The sequence below is a fragment of the Pseudoalteromonas sp. MEBiC 03485 genome (assembly GCF_004195145.1).
Lineage (GTDB): Bacteria > Pseudomonadota > Gammaproteobacteria > Enterobacterales > Alteromonadaceae > Pseudoalteromonas > Pseudoalteromonas apostichopi.
In genome coordinates this window covers 3,158,135-3,176,052 of sequence record NZ_SGBT01000001.1, presented here as the reverse complement: position 1 = coordinate 3,176,052, position 17,918 = coordinate 3,158,135, and the positions used below count along the sequence as shown (strand labels likewise).

Annotated in this window: 8 protein-coding genes; 5 read left to right on the top strand and 3 right to left on the bottom strand. The window is 37.5% G+C overall.

Annotation, left to right across the window (positions count from 1 at the left end; genetic code table 11):
• Nucleotides 1–66 precede the first annotated feature (66 nt).
• Entirely contained in the window at nt 67–1,713 is a 1,647-nt protein-coding gene (locus EVU92_RS14615; RefSeq protein ID WP_168990025.1) for a sulfotransferase, read from the top strand.
• 46 nt (nt 1,714–1,759) lie between these two features.
• Here EVU92_RS14615 and EVU92_RS14610 read toward each other — a convergent pair whose 3' ends face one another.
• The 3 genes from EVU92_RS14610 to EVU92_RS14600 all read right to left on the bottom strand — a co-directional run bounded on the left by EVU92_RS14610 (nt 1,760) and on the right by EVU92_RS14600 (nt 5,987).
• Nucleotides 1,760–3,550 (bottom strand): putative 2OG-Fe(II) oxygenase, encoded by a 1,791-nt coding sequence (locus tag EVU92_RS14610; protein WP_130051830.1) that lies wholly within the window; start codon nt 3,548–3,550, stop codon nt 1,760–1,762.
• A 53-nt stretch (nt 3,551–3,603) separates the two neighbouring features.
• The gene (locus EVU92_RS14605) at nt 3,604–4,749 is read right to left on the bottom strand and encodes a DUF547 domain-containing protein (protein ID WP_130051829.1); all 1,146 of its coding nucleotides are present in this window, start codon (nt 4,747–4,749) and stop codon (nt 3,604–3,606) included.
• Between the two features lie 62 nt (nt 4,750–4,811).
• The gene (locus EVU92_RS14600) at nt 4,812–5,987 is read right to left on the bottom strand and encodes a DUF547 domain-containing protein (protein WP_130051828.1); all 1,176 of its coding nucleotides are present in this window, start codon (nt 5,985–5,987) and stop codon (nt 4,812–4,814) included.
• 640 nt (nt 5,988–6,627) lie between these two features.
• Here EVU92_RS14600 and EVU92_RS14595 point away from each other — a divergent pair.
• The 4 genes from EVU92_RS14595 (at nt 6,628) to EVU92_RS14580 (ending at nt 17,892) form a co-directional block, all read left to right on the top strand.
• Nucleotides 6,628–9,291, top strand: coding sequence for a TonB-dependent receptor (locus EVU92_RS14595; protein WP_130051827.1), 2,664 nt, complete (start codon nt 6,628–6,630; stop codon nt 9,289–9,291).
• A 585-nt stretch (nt 9,292–9,876) separates the two neighbouring features.
• Nucleotides 9,877–12,519: a TonB-dependent receptor gene (locus EVU92_RS14590; protein ID WP_130051826.1), complete on the top strand. Its 2,643-nt coding sequence runs from the start codon at nt 9,877–9,879 to the stop codon at nt 12,517–12,519.
• A 50-nt stretch (nt 12,520–12,569) separates the two neighbouring features.
• A complete protein-coding gene (locus tag EVU92_RS14585; RefSeq protein WP_168990024.1) occupies nt 12,570–13,532 on the top strand; it encodes a class I SAM-dependent methyltransferase in 963 nt (320 codons plus the stop codon).
• A 112-nt stretch (nt 13,533–13,644) separates the two neighbouring features.
• On the top strand, nt 13,645–17,892 hold the full coding sequence (locus tag EVU92_RS14580; protein WP_136374531.1) for a transporter substrate-binding domain-containing protein: 4,248 nt from the start codon (nt 13,645–13,647) through the stop codon (nt 17,890–17,892).
• The last annotated feature ends 26 nt before the right edge of the window (nt 17,893–17,918 follow it).

The following is a 17,918-nucleotide window of genomic DNA, read 5'->3' as shown; positions in this document are numbered from 1 at the left end:
TTAATGTATGATAAAGCGAGCTTCGGCTCGCTTTTTTTATGGGGAAGCTTTTTTTATGGGGAAACAATGACATCAGAACAACACACGTTTACCCAAGCTGTTGCTTTACTTCAGCAAGGTAAAGTTAGCCAGGGGATAGAATTATTAAAACCGTTAACACATAACAGTGAGTTTGCTGAAAAAGCGTTACAGATTCTCTTTAAAGTTGCTATGCAGCAACAAGACACTGAAACAGCCATTTCTTATTGCCAGCAACTGGTATCAATTGCTCCTACAAAGTTTGATTACGTACTGACCCTAGTACAATTAAGTTTAAGTTGTGGTGAGCTAGAAATTGCAAAAAACGCGCTATTACCTTTATATGAGACAAACCCGCAGCAAGCTGATATTTGTTTTCAGCTAGGTAAAATAGAAAGAAAGCTTGATAACGCAGATGCAGCATTAACTTATCTAGATCAAGCGAGGGTTTTGTCTGAGCAGTTTAAAGTACCTGCTTTAATCGAAATCTCTTTTGTCCATAATGATCAACTACATCAGCCAGATTCAGCAATAAAGTATTTAGAACAGGCAATTAGTGCTGATAGTAATAATCTGCAAGCCCACTTTGCATTGGCAAATATTTATGAACAACTCGGTGATAAAGACAAGGCTAAGAAGGGATTTCAACAGGTTTTAAAAATAGATGCATTTAATGCGATGGCTCAAGCAAGATTGGCCGATATTGAAACCTTCACTGAACGCGATGCAATTGACTATGAACGAGCAAGCTTAGCCATATTACAGCGGGAATCAGATGATATAGCGTGTGCTGATATTTATTATGCACTTGGTAAAGTATTTAATGATTGCAAAAATTATCAGCAAGCTTGGCATTATTATGTAAAAGCTAATCATTACAATAAAAAGTATTTACCAGCCTATGATCGCCAATCTGTTGAGAAGATTACTGACTACACCTTAGATCGTAATATTGTTCTGCAAGAAGCGAATAGCTCAATAACACCAATTATAATTTGCGGTATGTTTCGTTCTGGCTCAACACTAATTGAACAAATCATCAGCTCTAACGAGCAAATAGCGGCAGGTGGTGAAATTGCCTATTTACATTCATCGTTATTCAATTTAATTGGCGATGAAAGGGCTCTTGCTAATAAGGCTAAAGAGCCTGAATTTACTGATGGTTATAAAGAACAATTAATCTTAAGAGCTGAAGGTGCGCTTTATGTAACAGATAAACGCCCTGAAAATTACCTTTACTTAGACATTATCAAGCAGCTATATCCAAAAGCTAAGATTATCTGGACAGAGCGAGATATTAAAGACAATAGCTTATCAGCTTTTTTCCAGCATTTAGGTCCAAGTTTAAATTATGCTGTATCGCTAAACGATACATTGCATCATTACGAGCAGCAACAACGAATTAAGTCACATTGGCAGTCGCGTTTTGGCGATGATATTTTTACTCTGAATTACGACCAGCTCGTTTGCTCACCTGAGCAAGTGTTAGAACAGTTGTTTAGTTTTTTAGGGCTAGAATACTCTGATGAAGCCCAGCGGTTTCATAATAAATCTGGCACTGTAAGTACAGCGAGTGTCTGGCAGGTTAGAAAGCCACTTTATAAGTCTTCGTCAGGTCGTTTTGTAAATTATCTAAAGCATATACAGGCTGATGAGAAATCCTATTTAGATGCAAAAGCGCTTTTAAATAGATAACAGCTAATTAGAGGAAAAGACCATCAGTTTGATGGTCTTTTTTTCACTATTTTAAGGGCATGATATCGCAAGGAATTGTTAGTCTAGGACTCTTACTTTTGAGTTGGTAAGTGCCATGCCAAATATAGCTAGGGAAAATAATAATATGACCTTCTTCTGGGCATATTTCACGAGCAATAGATTCTCGATCACCTAAGTTAAGACTTGTTTCCCCCAGTTTTAACCAACCATTTTTAGTCGGATCATCTTTACTCATTTCATCAGGAATAGAAATATAGCTCGGAGCCGATAACCAACCTTGTGGGTGAATATGGTTAGCATGAAAACCACCTTGTTCTAGTTTGACAGACCAACTACCTTTGGCAACAAAGCGTTGATGGTTACGTGCCAATAGAGGATGGTTAGCATCTTCTGGCAGCTGCTGCAGATATTGGTTTATGCATGTCGTCATTGATGACTTAAATAAATCAATGAGTTGATTAGAGCGGTGCAACAGGTGACCCTGCGTTTGACTGCCACTGCGCACACTTTGATCTAATGGTTGTAGTTTATTGGTGTGTAGGCCAATCATTAGCTCTTGCAGTTGTTTATTGAAATCGCCATACGTTTTAAAACCATGCGGGGCAGGAAGCTCCATTACCTTAACGAATTTATCAAGGTTAGTTAACCAATGATATTTATCATTATTTGATAGTCGCCAAGCAATACTTAAATATGCCCAAAGCTCTTGGTTATTAGGATTAAATTTTACTGCGGTTTCTAAATGAGAGATCGCTGAGCTGTAATCGCCTTGTTGTATGTAAAAGTTTGCTAAATCAATACAGTAACGAGCATTTTGTGGGGCTGCTTTGACTAGTTGCTGAAGGAGTGAAAATGCTTTTTCTGCTTCTCCTGTTTTATCAAGAAGAATACTATGGGCATGAAGTAAATCTAAGTTCTGCGGATGGCTTTGTGTTGCTTTACTACTTATAACTAACGCTTCTTCTAACTTGTCTAATTGCAGCAATTGGCCAATTTGAGAATGGATTAAAACAGGGTTAGCATCATAGTTTTTAAAAGTATGGGCATATGAACTCATCAACTGGTTTTGTGAGTGTTCCCAGTAGAGCTTATTAAGACTTTCATGTGCAGGTACATAGTTAGGAGCAAGCTCTAAGCATGCCTTGAGATGAGCTTGTGCATGTTCATATTGTTGTAAATCATAATGTGTACAACCAACTATATAATGTAATTCAGCACTTGGTTGCTGTTTTAAAAGCATTTTCAAAAGCTCCAATGCTTTGTCAAATTTACCCAAATTACGATAATTACACGCTTCTTTATAAACGAAATGAAATTGCCCCTTTAATTGGGCTGGTAATTTTGTTTGAAAATAGTCTTCGATACGTTGTAAATCACCCAATCGCTCGAAAAGCTCTAGAGCGAGCCAGTGATATCGAACTAATGAAGTTTGCGAAGGGGATGTTTCGTTAATAAACAGCTCAGCCTTCAGTAATTCGTCTTGGTTAATTAGACTTTCGATATAATTAAGTCGTGGCTTTTCGAGTGACAAAGAAGCTGTGTTGTATTCACAAAACTGAATACACTCTGCATACTTTTTTTGTTTACAAAGTAGATTGGTGTAGTTGTCTAAAAGGCCAACATGATTACTAAATTGGCTAAGGCCTTTTAAATAACACTGCTCTGCTTCAATAGTTTTGTTTACAGCTGATAAACATAAGCTATTCAATGTATACCAATCAGCGGTTTTATTTGTATGTAAAGAAAGGAGTTGTAATGCCTGCACATATTGTTGTTGATTGAATGCGTGCAAAGCTCTTTGCAATGAATTATTCACTCGTACACCCTGTTTTTGCTTTATGTTAACAGGGCGTACAGTAAAGTAAAATATTACTCTTGATTTACATCAAGGTCTTTGATTTCTACTGTACCTTTAATGCGTTCTCTTTGTTTATAAAGCTTGCGAATTTTCTTCCAAACTTGTGGTGGGTATCGACCAAATTGAGCTAGCCGCTTCGTTAAGGGATCGGTGATATAGCTTCCGTCTGCTGCACGATATCCATATGTTATTCCACCTATACCTTCTAACGGAGCCCTGTTAATAGCTGAAGAGGCTCCATAGGCTCTATGCGTGCGATATAAATCTACGATATGCCAATCATCTATTGTAAGCTTAAACCCTTTAGATGACTCTACAGCATCTTTTAAAGAGCCATTAGTATAGTGTTCAATATGAGACTTTAAATCTTGTTCAAAGTCGTCAAACAAGGCTTCTGTTTGCTGGTAGTAGACGGATAGGTAAAGCCTATCTTTCCCTTTAATTTGCATACCTCGGTTAGAATTAACAAATTCCTCACCATTGTCTGCTAGTTGGTAATACACTTTGCTTCCTACATAGGCTTCTGGGCGAAGATTTGGGCTGCCGATATTCCCTTGATGAAAGCCGTACATTACAATCGGTTTACTTTTGCCAAACTTTTTAAAGACAATGTCGTGTTGTATGTCATTTAAAGACAGGCTATGTCCCATAACAGTAATAAATTCCTCATCAAGTAATGAATTATCACCAAATAATAAATCTTCAGTACTGAAGATGGGGTAGTGCTCAATGAGTTTCTCTAATAATGCTGTGGTATATAAATTTAGCCAATAAGCGAGTTGCTCAGATAGGACGAGCTCATTAAGAGGGATTTGTTCAGGAACTTGTTCAAGGCTCAGACGTATTTTTCTAAAACCAGTTTTCAGGTTTGCCTTTACAACTTCTTCATAATAAAAACGGTTTGCTTCTAAAGCAGTATCGTTATTTTTATGTGCTCGGGTGCGTGTCCCAATGCTTGATTGGCCTTTTCGAAAACCTCGGTCTGAGCGGCCTAAGTCAATAACAGTGATTTTAAGCAACTGATCTAAATCACCATAAGATATTGTTAAATCATTATCTAAGCCGAAATCGGCAAATTCTTCTGGTAGAGTGTCTAGTTTTGCTGACGAGTATGCAGTAAAGAAAATTGTGGTAATTAATAAGAGTGGTTTAAGCATAGCGAACTCCCTGTTCAGAAAAAGCCACCCATCACATTCTTTTGACGAGTGGCTATCTTATTTTAATTCTTTGAATCAAGATCCTTAATCTCAACAGAGCCACTGTTGTCTTGGCGCTTTAAATTAAGTTTTTTGATTTTTTCTAACATTTCAGGAGAAAAACGACCAAAATCCATGGTGCGCATCATAATTGAATCAGTAATGTGACTAACGTTTACCGCCCCAATACCAGCGCCACTACCTTCAGGGCCGATAGGTACTGCAGAGTTGCTTACAACAGCATTTAGCATTGCCGCAGGGTTAGTTGATGCAGAACCGCCATAGTCACGGTCGGTGCCATATAAATCAGTGATACTCCAATCTTCAATATCAATTTTGAAGCGCTTGGCGTATTTAACATCGCTTTTCATTTGACCTTCAGCGTAGTCTTCTAAGTGCTCACGTAAGTCATTTTCGAAATCTGAAAATAAAGACTCAGCTTGTTCATAATACTTAGACACATAAAGGCGGTTTTTACGCTTAATTTGCATGCCTCGATTTGAGTTTACAAACTCTTCACCATTTTCAACAAGTTGATGGTAAACCTTGCTACCTTTATACGCTTCATCTCGAAGGTTTGGGCTACCAATGTTACCTTGATAAAAGCCATACATAACAATTGGCTTCTTTTTACCGAATTTTTCAAAAACAATTTTATGTTGAATATCATTGAGTGAAAGTTTGTAACCGGCAACGGTTAAAAACTCATCTTCTAAAATTGAGTCATCACCAAAAAGAAGATCTTCCGTATCACGAACAGGGTAGTGTTCAATTAACTTTTCAACCATCGCTGTATTATATAGGTTAAGCCAATATGCCAATTGTTCATCAAGGCTTAAATCGTTTAATGACACTTCACTCGGTACCTTTTCTAGGCTAAGCCTAATTTTGTGAAATCCATCTTTTATGTCTGATTTAACAACCCCTTCGAAGAAAAAACGATTGGCTTCAAGCGCAGTATCATTATTTTTGTGGGATTTCATGCGTGTGCCAATAGAGGATTGAGATTTACGAGAACTTCGATCTGATTTCCCCATATCTATTACGGTCATTTCAAGTAGCTTATCGAGATCCTCGTACGAGACTTTAATGTCACGATTGAGACTAAAGTCAGAAAACTCTTCTGGGAGTTCATTTATTTTTGCATACGAAGAAAGTGAGCAAAAAGTAAATGTAATTAGTAATAATTGTTTAATCATGGTTTTTCCTTGTTGTTTTAACAATCTAACTATTGCTGATTGTTACATTTTTTTCAAGTGATCATGTACCGAATATATAACTGGATCCAATGTTTACCCTAGTAAATAAGGAGGTGTTGTAAATTGCTGGTTAAGTTGTCTTTCTGTTTGTGGTTAATAGAATGTTCATTCTATTAACTTTTGCATTTTTAAGTCTTGATTTTATCATTACCCTTTAATTTGACCTGTTTAATTGTGAATTGACCGTAATTACTGGGTGTTTATTTTTTTATTTTTATTTTTTACCAGATAAAAAATCTAAAACAACAAAGCTTTAATTATTGCTTTTATTGCAATTGATTGGTTGGTTTTGTGCTTGTACCTATATTAATGCCAGAAATGTGGATTTTTAAATTCTTTTATAACTTGTTGTAAACACTGTCATGCTCTTTGTAATTCAAGGGATTTAAAGGTGTTAATGTTGTTTTTTTATTTTGGGTGTTCTTATATTTATTGTTAAAAGTTGAACTTTTGCGTTACTGAAGTGTTGACCTTTGAGAGTCGCGAGTATTATTATCATGGCTCAAAATGACTGTGTAATATGCATTTATTTTGAATAACTATAAATATTCCATGAATAACATGGACCAGGGAGAATCAAATGTTAAATAATAAAGTTTCAAAAGCTGTTCGCTTAGCGGTTGCTTTTGGTGCAGCTTCTACTGCTGCATTTTCTGCAAGCTCATTTGCAGCAGACGAAGAAAACGCAGAAAAAGTTGAACGTATTCAAGTTACAGGTTCACGCATCAAACAAGTAGACCTTGAAAACAGCTCTCCAGTAACTGTTTTATCAGCTGCAGAAATTAGCCTTTCAGGTGAGCCTACAGTTGCTGACGTTTTAAATAACCTTGCTTCTAACTCTTTCGGTTCTTGGAAGGGTGTATCTGGTTACGGCGCAGGTGGTGCAGCATCTTCTAACATCAACTTACGTGGCCTGGGTTCTGATGCGACACTTGTATTATTAGACGGTCGTCGTATGCCTGGTACAAGTTCATCTTCAGGTTCATCAGCAGATACTTCAATTATCCCAATGGCAGTTGTTGAGCGTGTTGAAATCCTTCGTGATGGCGCATCAGCTGTTTATGGTTCATCTGCAGTTGCTGGTGTAATCAATATCATCACTAAGAAAGATTTTGATGGCGTTAGCGTTAAATACGATTACGAGGTACCTAAAGTAGAAGGTGGCGAAAGCAAAACTTTCTCAATTACTTCAGGTTATACATCTGAAAAAGGTAATATCATTTTCACGTATGAGAACTCACGTGACAACGCAATCTTCGACAAAGAAATTTGGGCGATGGACGATCCTACGTACGGTGCGTACAGTGGTTATAGCCATGTACCAAACTATCGAATTGGTGGTGCAGGTAGCTACATCTCAAACCCAGAGTTATGTGATCAAACAGCTGACGTAGTGAATGCTATGGATGAAAATGGCGTTGGCGGTTGTTTATATAACTACGGTAACGTTACAAAATTCTACCCAGACGTAGAAAATAACTCATTCTTAACAAACTTTAACTATGAACTAACTGATAACATCCGTTTTGTTGGCCGTGCAATGGCAAGTTTCAACGAAACAAATTCACGTTATGCTGGTACTCCAGTATCTACGGGTGCTGTATGGATGGACGCTGACAACCAGTATAACCCAGAAGGCGAAGACATCCGTCTTTACATGCGCTCTGTACCAATTGGTAACCGTGACACTAAAACAGAAGTTGTTACAACTGATATCGTATTAGGTCTTGAAGGTTTCACTGATATTGGCAATGGCCTTGATTGGGAAATCAACTACCAAAATAGCATTTCTAAAACAAACGTTTTCGGTAGTAACCTAGTTAACGACGTAATGTTACAAAACGCGATTGATTCTGGTGAGTACGATATTTTTAATACTACTGGTATGAGCTACGATGAGTGGAACACTCAATTAACTGATTTATACCAATATGCAGCGCACACTGGTACTTATGAAGGTCGTTACGAAAGTCAACAAATTGATGGTTTAGTGTCTACTACTTTTGTTGATAACGGTGACTTCGTTATTGCTGGTGTTGTTGGTGCTGAATTTGAAGAAATTGATTTCACTCAAGTATCTGATCCTGAATCTGCAAATGGTTTCATCTCTGGTGGTTCAGGCGGTGATGACGTGTATGCAACTCGTGACCGTACTGCTGCTTACATGGAAATCCAAGCAAGCTTACCATACGAAATTGATGTAACAGTTGCTGGTCGTTATGAGAAATACGAACAGTCTGGTATGACAAACCTTGGTGAAAAGAGCACTACATTCGATAAAGTTGTTCCAAAAGTAGGTGTTACTTGGCGTCCAACTGAAACATTATTAATCCGTGGTTCTTGGGGTGAGTCTTTCCGTGCTCCTAACATGGGCGAAATGTTCCAGTCTTATGCATTAAGTTTCCCAACTGTTCGTGATACAGCATGGTGTGATGCTAACCCAGGTCAAGCACTAGAAGGTTACTGTTCTGACGCTGGTGAGCAAGTAGCGACATGGTTCGGTGGTAATGCAAACCTTACTGAAGAAACAGGTGATTCTACGACTCTTGGTTTCGTATGGGATATCGTTGATGGTTTAGCCGTAGAATTAACTTACTACGATATCAGCTACGAGAACCGTATTGATGACGTAAGCACTACTGAGCTTCTACGTATTGAACAAGAAGAGGGTGGTTTAGGTTCTACGCCAGATGCTATCGACCGTGCTAATGGTAATGGTCAAATTGATTACATCTACACAGGTTATATCAATAAAGCATCACTACAAACGTCTGGTATCGACTTCTCAACTCGTTACAAGCATGAAACTAGCTTCGGTGACTTCGGTGTTATGCTAAACGTTTCTAAAGTTATGGAATTTGAAGAGAAAGCTGACAAAGATGCAGAACCATTTGATTATGCAGGTCTTCAAGATTACCCAGATTGGAAAGCTGATTTAGGTGTTAGCTACTCTTATGAAGACTACAGTGCGTCTTGGACTATGTTCTACGTAGGTGCACAAGAGTCTGGTAATGAAGAGTGGGGTGTTGATTACCTTGCTGATGTACCTTCATACTTCAAGCATAATGCTCAGTTCACATACACTGCACCAACAAATACTAAAATTTCTGTAGGTGTTAACAACGTATTTGATAAGAAAGCTCCTTCTTGGTATGACGGCTTCCGTGACTACCGTGATTCAAGCTGGTCATTATACGATCAAACAGGTCGTTCAATGTACCTTCGTTTAGAACAAAAATTCTAAACTTTGAAAACAAATTAGTATAAGCAATAAAACCCCGCGACATCGCGGGGTTTTTTTTGTTTAATTCTCGTTTCTCAATACTTAAAAATGGATTCATCAATATTAGTTGTTGTTAAAACCGCTGTGCTTCGGTTTGCAAAAACTTAATTACAAACCTTTTGTCTTAGTCTGATTTTGTGCAAACAGTCGTTCTTTCTAAGAAAAATCTTTAAGTTATCGAATAAAGTTCCCAGTAAATAGTGTTGTTGTTTTCGCAAAAACGAAAGCTTATTGGTTTTGTTTTTTGGAACTATCTTTTAGAGCTTTAATGGTTTTTTTATTGTATTAAAAAGGCTGTGTCGGTTATTTTAAAATTAGTTTGTCCCTATTTTTAAAATAACGGTTAATGGTGTATGAATGGTTTTGGGAGTATTTTTAGATATAACGAATTACTGGATTTTACATTAAAAAACAAAGGTTAAAAAACTGTTGACCAAAAGTTGTCCCTGATATTAGTATTTAATTCCCCTATAAGGTACTAGTACCTTTTACGGGGGTAAAATAAATTAATAAAGTCATAACATGGATATGACCAGGGAGAATCAAATGTTAAATAATCAAGTTTCAAAAGCAGTTCGCTTAGCGATTGCTTTTGGTGCAGCATCAACTGCTGCATTTTCAGCAACGAGCTATGCTGCTGATGATAAAGGTGTAGAAGAAGTTGAACGTATCGCCGTAACAGGTTCACGTATTAAACGAACTGACTTAGAAGGCTCAATTCCTGTAACAGTTATTGACCGTGCTTCAATCGACTTTTCAGGTCAAACTTCAGTTTCTGATTTGATCCGTAATACAAGCTTTAACTCAGCAGGTTCATTCCGACCTCAATCTGGTAGTTCAGCTCAAGGTGTTTCGCAAGTTAACTTACGTGGTTTAGGCGCATCTCGCTCTTTAATCCTTGTAGATGGTCGTCGTCTTCCTAAATCACCATCAACTGGTAATTCTCAAGACTTAAACTCAATCCCTATGGCTGCTGTAGAGCGTATCGAGATTTTATCTGATGGTGCTTCAGCTGTTTATGGTTCTGATGCGATTGCGGGTGTAATCAACATTATTACTCGAAAAAACTTTAATGGTGTTGAGGTACGTCTAGGTGCGGGCGATGTAAGTCTTCCTGAAGAAGGTGGTGACCGTGAGGAAGGCTCTGTAGTTTTCGGCTCATCAAGCGATAATGCATCAGTGATTGGTGGTATTTCTTGGAATAGCCGCGATATTATTTATGAACACGATTACCCTTGGGTTCAACCTGGTGCATCTAGCTTTGGTGTGAACGCTTTAAAAGAAGCTGGTTACAGATCTATCATTTCTCAAGAAGAATGTGACAGCTTAGAAAACTTCATGTATGGCTCTACGGGTGCCTGTGGTTATAACTTCAACGCAACCAATGCTAATGAAGCATCAACAGGTAACCAATCTGCTTTCCTAAAAGCAGAATATGAAATAAATGACGATTGGAAAATCTTCTCGCATACTCTTGTTTCTAAAACAAAATCATTTGGTCGATATGCTCCTTCTTTGAATGATGCAGGTGATGCAGCTTTCTTATCAGATGATAGCCCTAACAACCCTATTAACCCAAATAGCCCTTTTTACGATGCAGAATTTGCAAGCTATATGGCTGATAAACGAGCTGGTGAAATTGCCAATGGCGATGATCCAAGTTTAGTTCAAATCCGTCACCGCTTTGCTGCATTGGGTAACCGTGATAACAACGTAGATAACTGGTCTACAGATTTCTTATTCGGTGCTGAAGGTTCAATTGGTGATGTTTTTGTTGATTTTGGTGCACGTAAGACTAAAACTAAAACATACGAAATCGGTCGCAACTACTTAATGGGTAGTAATGCCCGTGCTGCAATGGATAGTGGCGCTTATATGTTAAATGACCCATTTGGTGCTCGTTTTACAACGGATACTGAGAAGAGCGATTATCAAGAGCTTTTAAGCGGTCTTAAAGTAACTACTTCTCGTATTGGTGAATTCAATCAAGAAGAGCTATTCGCGTCAGCATCATTCGATGTCATTGAAATTGGCGGTGGTATGATTCAAGCGGTAGTCGGTGCAGAATACCGTAAAGAAGAGTATCAAGATACTTATGATTCACTTTCAGAAGCTGGTCAAGTCGGTGGTTCATCAGGTAACAGTGCGGGTGGCTCTCGTGACGTTAAAGGTGCTTACTTCGAAGCATTGTTCCCGTTAATGGATGATCTTGAGATGACTCTTGCTGGCCGTTATGATGAATATTCAGATTACGGTAGTGATTTCTCGCCAAAAATCTCGTTTAAATACGATGTAATGGAAGGTTTAGTTCTTCGTGCTTCTTATGGGGAAGGCTTCCGTGCTCCAACACTTGATATCACGACAGCTAAGCCAGCACCTGACAACCCAAATGTTAGCGATGACCCTTCTTGTCTAAACTTTGGTCTTGAAGCTGGTTGTGACGTTCAAGTTAACGCAGTTACGCTTGCTAACCCAGAAATTGGTTCTGAAACATCTAAACAAACGTCAATAGGTTTAGCTTATCAACCAACAGATTGGTTAAACTTCTCTGCAGATTATTATGATATTGAAATATCAAATATGATCCGTTTCTTTGGCGCAACAACTATTCTTAACCGTGAACAAACAGGTGATCCAATTCCTGCAGGTTTAGGTGTAGAGCGCTTAAGCAATGGTGGTATCGACTTAATCACTCAAGGTTATGCTAACGAAGGTAGCTGGTCTATAAATGGTTTAGACTTGAACTTGAATACAACGTTTGATTTTGGTGATGCGGGTACATTCAAGCAAACTCTTCAATGGAGTCACCAGTTTGAAAGCGTTGTAGATGGCGGCCGTAATACACTTAAAGATCCAGGTGAGCCTCAAGACCGTGCTGTTCTTAACAATACGTATACTTGGAGTGACTTTGACTTTGTATGGAATATCAATTTAATTGGTAAGCAATATGAAGACGTGACTCAAAATGATGATGGTTCTTTAGATAAGACAGGTAATATTGCAACTTGGGTAACACATGATTTGCAAGTTACATATAACATGTCTACGGGTACGCAGATTTCTCTAGGTATGCAAAATGCCTTTGAGAAAGAGCCGCAATTAAGCCCATTTGGCGGTCGTAACTATAACTTCGATTTATATGACGCATACGGACGTATTACATACCTTCGCTTCCGTCAATCATTCTAAATAAAACAATATGAGGGGTGGGCTTAAGCCCACCTTTTTTTGGAGTAAGTGTGAAACATTGGGACTCATATTGGCTATCGACTGAAACTTTAAGCAGTTTTGCCCAAAGTAATCACAAAGATGGTTATCAAGGAGATGTTTTAAATTTCTGGAATGCCATTTTTAGAGAATTTCAATCATCAGCCAAACTTTTAGATATTGGTTGCGGAAATGGTGCCTTGGCTGTTTTAGCTGAACAATATCCAAATGAATTTGAAATTACGGCAATTGATGCTGCGAATATAGATCCTACTAAGCATTTTAACAACAATGAAAAAGTTTCTCTTTCACTAAAAAACATCAATTTTTACAGTGAAATGTGTTGTGAAAAGTTAAACTTTAACGATTCATCTTTTGATTACCTCATTAGTCAATTTGGCATTGAATATTCAGATCTAAACTTTTCTTTTCTTGAAGCTAATCGAGTACTTAAAAGTGGTGGCGAACTGATTGCTTTAGTTCATCATAGAAATTCTTTCATTACCCAAGATTGCCAACAAGGAATTAAAGTACTTTCACAATTCGTAAATCAAGATGGGCTCGCATATAAAGTTAGAAACTTTGTTAATTTCTGTAGTAATTATCGTCTAATAGAAAAGCCAACGGCAAAAGAACAAAATGAATTCCTACAAAATAATGAGAAGCTGTTATTAGATTTTAAAAAAGTTCAAATTAATTTTAACTCTGAAATTGAACAAGATTGGTTTGGGCAGTTAGCAAAAAGTTTTATTCCGATGATAGTAAACTGGAGGGAAGTAGCTGTTCATCAAGTTGAGAGTTTGATTGAGGAACTTGCTAATTATAAATTACGGATAAATGAGCAAATCGAAGCCTCTTGGAGCGAAGATGATCAAAAGGCAATCATTTCTAATATGAGCTCAAGCTGGGAAACCTTTGATATTACGCCCAAAAAAATTGATGGAGAATTGTTCTGTTGGGTATTAAGAGCTAAAAAGTTACAGGAAAAACACTGATATCTTTCGCTAAGCACATAATTGTGTAGAGTGTAAGCTTTAATAATACAGTGTATTGGTATTGTAAGAATTTGGCTAAATGAATTTCAACTTCAAGCTATAAACAATAATTGTGTATTCAAATTACACTGCTAGAATATATTTAGTTATTGCTTTTTTAAATGGTCAGGCTCTGATAAGACTACTTCTGTTTTACTTTTCTATTATTACGCTTTCATTTTCTGGTGATGTGTTTGCAACACAACTCAAAGCGGGTATCGTTAACTATAACTTTTTCCCTTACCATACTCGCGACGCTGATGGCCAGTTCTCAGGTGTAATTGTTGGTTACAGTAATGAAATCGCTCGTTTGGCCGAAGCTGATCTCGAATACCGCGTTTATGATAGCCTAGATGAGCTTTTAGATGCCCTTAAAGCTGGTGATGTTGACTTTGCCGTCGGCTTAAATAAAACCTCACAACGTAAAAAGCACTTTTTATTCTCAACGCCATTCATGGAAGCGCCAAGAGGTATTGTTGCGAATAAGTCCATCGCGAATGATGCATTAAAAAATTTGGCTAGCCTGCGATGGGTGTGTATTACGGGGAGTTCGCACTGTGAATATCTAGTAGAAAATGGTGCGCTATTTATCAACCGTTTTATAAAACCAGAGGACGCCTTTAAAAAAGTAGCTGATGGCTCATTTGATGCGTTTATGGGTGATTACTCGGTTTTATCTCACCAACTTAAAAACCTTTCCCAAGAAAACCTGAAAGTTGTAAGTCCAGTTTGGTTATCCAGTGAAACCCTGCATGTTATGTTTAATAAAAATAATACGGCATTACGTAATCAGGTTAATTCGGTATTAGCTGCTATTTCTCCTACAACTAAACAACTATGGGAAAGCTCTGCCAGTGAAGAGTATTTAGCAGCAAAAGCTTATAGCCAATTTAAGCGTGATTTCAATCAGATTGACAAAGTGGAAGATAATAATTACTTACTCACTTTTTCTTTTGTAGATGGCTTATTTCCAATTCACGCAACCAGTAATATAGGCGAAGCAAAAGGCTATTTAAACGACACTTTGGAACTATTAGCACAACGAAGTGATTTTCAATTTAAATATATACCAGCTGCCAACTCTCAAGAGCTAGAAAGGCTCTTTTTAGCTAATAAAATTGATTTAATTCCAACTATGAACCCCACAAAAATAGAAGAAGGTGTGTTAATTGCGTTACCTTCTCACTATAGTTTAGAGATGGTGTTAATCTCTAAACGAGCTAGTCAAACCAAGCGAATTGGCTATTTAGAGGTGTTCGCCGATCCTAAACAAGAGCTATTGACCAATGAATTAGTCGAAACAGTCTCATTTGATTCAATCAAAACGCTGTTTTATGCATTGAGAAATGACAACATAGATGCGGTGATACTACCGCAAAGTATTGCGGCGTATCAGCTAAACCAATTTTATATTGGTGAGTTTTATATCAATCCAAAATACCGTTATACCCAGCCTATTTATTTTTTAGTGAATAAACACTTCTCAGAATTTGCGACTCTGCTAGACAGCCTATTTAAAACATTGACCAGCAATGATTTTAACTATGTTGTTAGTCGTCACGGCATTTTTAGTATTGAACGTGGTTACGACCGTAAAACTGTTAATACCACAGCTATTCTCATTTTAATTTTGATTGCTGTGTCGGTAATTTATTTTATTAGCTGGCGATTAACCATTAATCGTGAAATTGCAAAGCGCAAAGATGCTGAAGAAGTGGCTTTAAGTAAGCTTAATTTTACCCAAAAACTGATAGATGACTTACCCACTATGGTGGTGATACAAGATCAGCACCAAAAGCGTATTATGTGGAACAGAGCTTATAAAGAAAATTTTGCTCACTTATGGGATGAAAAAAACCAATATTTGCGCGGAGATATTAAAGTCGTAAAAAAACTGATTTCGCAAAATGAGCAAAGTTTAAATTCAGGCAAGGTAATCAATCAGCATATAAATTACACGAATAAATCGGGTAAAGAGCTGGAGTTACTTTACACCAAAAAGCCATACTTGGGCTCAGGGGGTGAATTTGCAGGTATTATGACGGTGATCACTGATGTAACTGAACATCGTCACCTTCAGCGTGAGAATCAATCTGTACAGCAACTGTTACAAACCATTACGGACACAATACCTGGAGGTGTATTTCAGTATGAGTACTACGATGACGGTGAGGGTTGTTATACCTATATTAGTAAAGGTGCACAGAGTTTATTAGGGATTACTTCGCGAATGATTAACCAGCGCGGCATGACGGGATGTATTTCGCCGCTTATTGTTGATGAAGACCGAGTGCAAATTGCAAAGAGTTTTAAAGCAGCGAGTAAACTCAACAAAATGATTGATATTGAGTTTCGGATAAACAACCTAGGCCAGCAAATTTGGTGTCGTTTTATTGCCAATGCAGAAACTAATAAGCGCGAAAATAAGCAGGGTGTGCGTTGGAATGGTATTTTGCTTGATATCAGCATACTCAAACGTCAGCAGGAAGATTTGAATAAAGCAACGGAGCTTGCACATCAAGCTCAGTTGGCGAAAGGCCGTTTTATTGCCACTATGAGCCATGAACTAAGAACACCTATGTCTGGAGTAAATGGCTTTATAGAGCTTTTAAAATCATCATCACTTGATGAAGAGCAACACTATTTAATCGAGCACATAGAGAGCTCAGTAACAAAGCTTCGCACTTTAGTCGATGATATTTTATATTTCGCAAACAGTAGTACAGGTAATATCGAAGTCGACTTAAGAGAAACCGACCTTGAGGCGCATTTATGCCGTGTTATGCGTGCTCATGAGTACCTCGCTAAGCAAAAAGGGCTCGCTTTCAATGTACTATGGCGTAAAGCTACTTTTAATTTGGCTTTGGTCGATATAAGTCATTTGATGCAAGTGCTTTCTAATGTACTAAATAACGCCGTGAAATTTACAGAGCAAGGGACAATAAGCTGTGATGTTTTATTTGATAAGCAATCTTTAAAGATTGAAGTATCAGATACAGGTAAAGGTATGACAGCCGAGCAGTTGGCTAATATATTTATCCCTTTCGAGCAGGCAGATAACTCTATTCAACGTCGCTATGGTGGTACTGGGTTAGGCTTAAGCTTGGCAAAGCAACTTGTTGAAGCTATGCAGGGTGAAATCTCCCTATCAAGCACCTATGGTAAAGGCACTAATGTTTATATTTCAGTACCACTTAAAAACGCAAGTAAACAGAAGTTACGAGCTTTGTCAGTTAATTGGGCTGTTTGTACCCAGCACGATCAATTACTAAATAACCTAGCCAGTATGGGGGTGAAACACTATCAATTAAGTTGGCCAATCGATAAAGACGCATTTGAACAAGCTGATAATATTCTCATTGACGAGAGTTATGTTAATGCACTGTGGGGCGCTAATTGGCAGCAATCAATTAGTAATGCAAGTAATAATTATATTTTAGTAGCATGCGCTAACAAAGTGCATACACCAGCAAATTGTTGCTGCCATATTCTACCTATTGAACCATTGTATCCAGATACTTTGAGAGAGCTTATAAATAGTGCACACATTCGCTTGGATGATGAGATGCTAACGCAAAGCTATCCGTTACATGGGAAAATATTAATAGCTGAGGATAATAAAACAAATCAGTTATTGCTCGAAAAACAATGCCAAAAACTAGGAATTAAAGCGGTCATGGTTGACGATGGTATTGCTGCTCTAAGAGCACTTGAAACAGGGCATTTTGATTTATTATTAACAGACTGTCACATGCCTGATTTAGATGGATTTCAATTAACTGAGCAATTACGCAGTCAAGAGAAGTTTAAAAATTTGCCAATTATTGGCTTTACTGCGGATGATTCTAAAGAGTGTTTAAATAAAGCATTAAAATCAGGAATGAGCTGTGTGTTATTTAAGCCATATAAACTCAATGAATTATATAATCGACTAGCTGAGTTTATAGAGTTAAGTAGTGATGATTTGCCAATTACCGATGATAATCCCGATTTAAGCTTACAAGGTATAAAAGATAAACAGCATTGGTTAAATGTTTTCGGCAATGAGAATGATGCAAAAATGCTCGCAGAGGTATTTATTACTAGCTTGCAAGCAGACTTAAATTCCTTACAAGAGCAAATAAAAAATCAAAATTTAGAAAAGGTTTCTGGCGCAATACATAAACTTAAAGGCGCTATTGTAATGCTTCAATATCCTCCTTTATCTGAGCTTATCGTAACGACCGAGAGTCGTTTTAATCAACTGCAAGATACATTAATTGTCGAAAAGTTAATTGCAGAGCTAAGCGATGTAATAGATAAAATAAAGCTATGGCTATAATAAAAAGATAGGATAAAAAATAAACA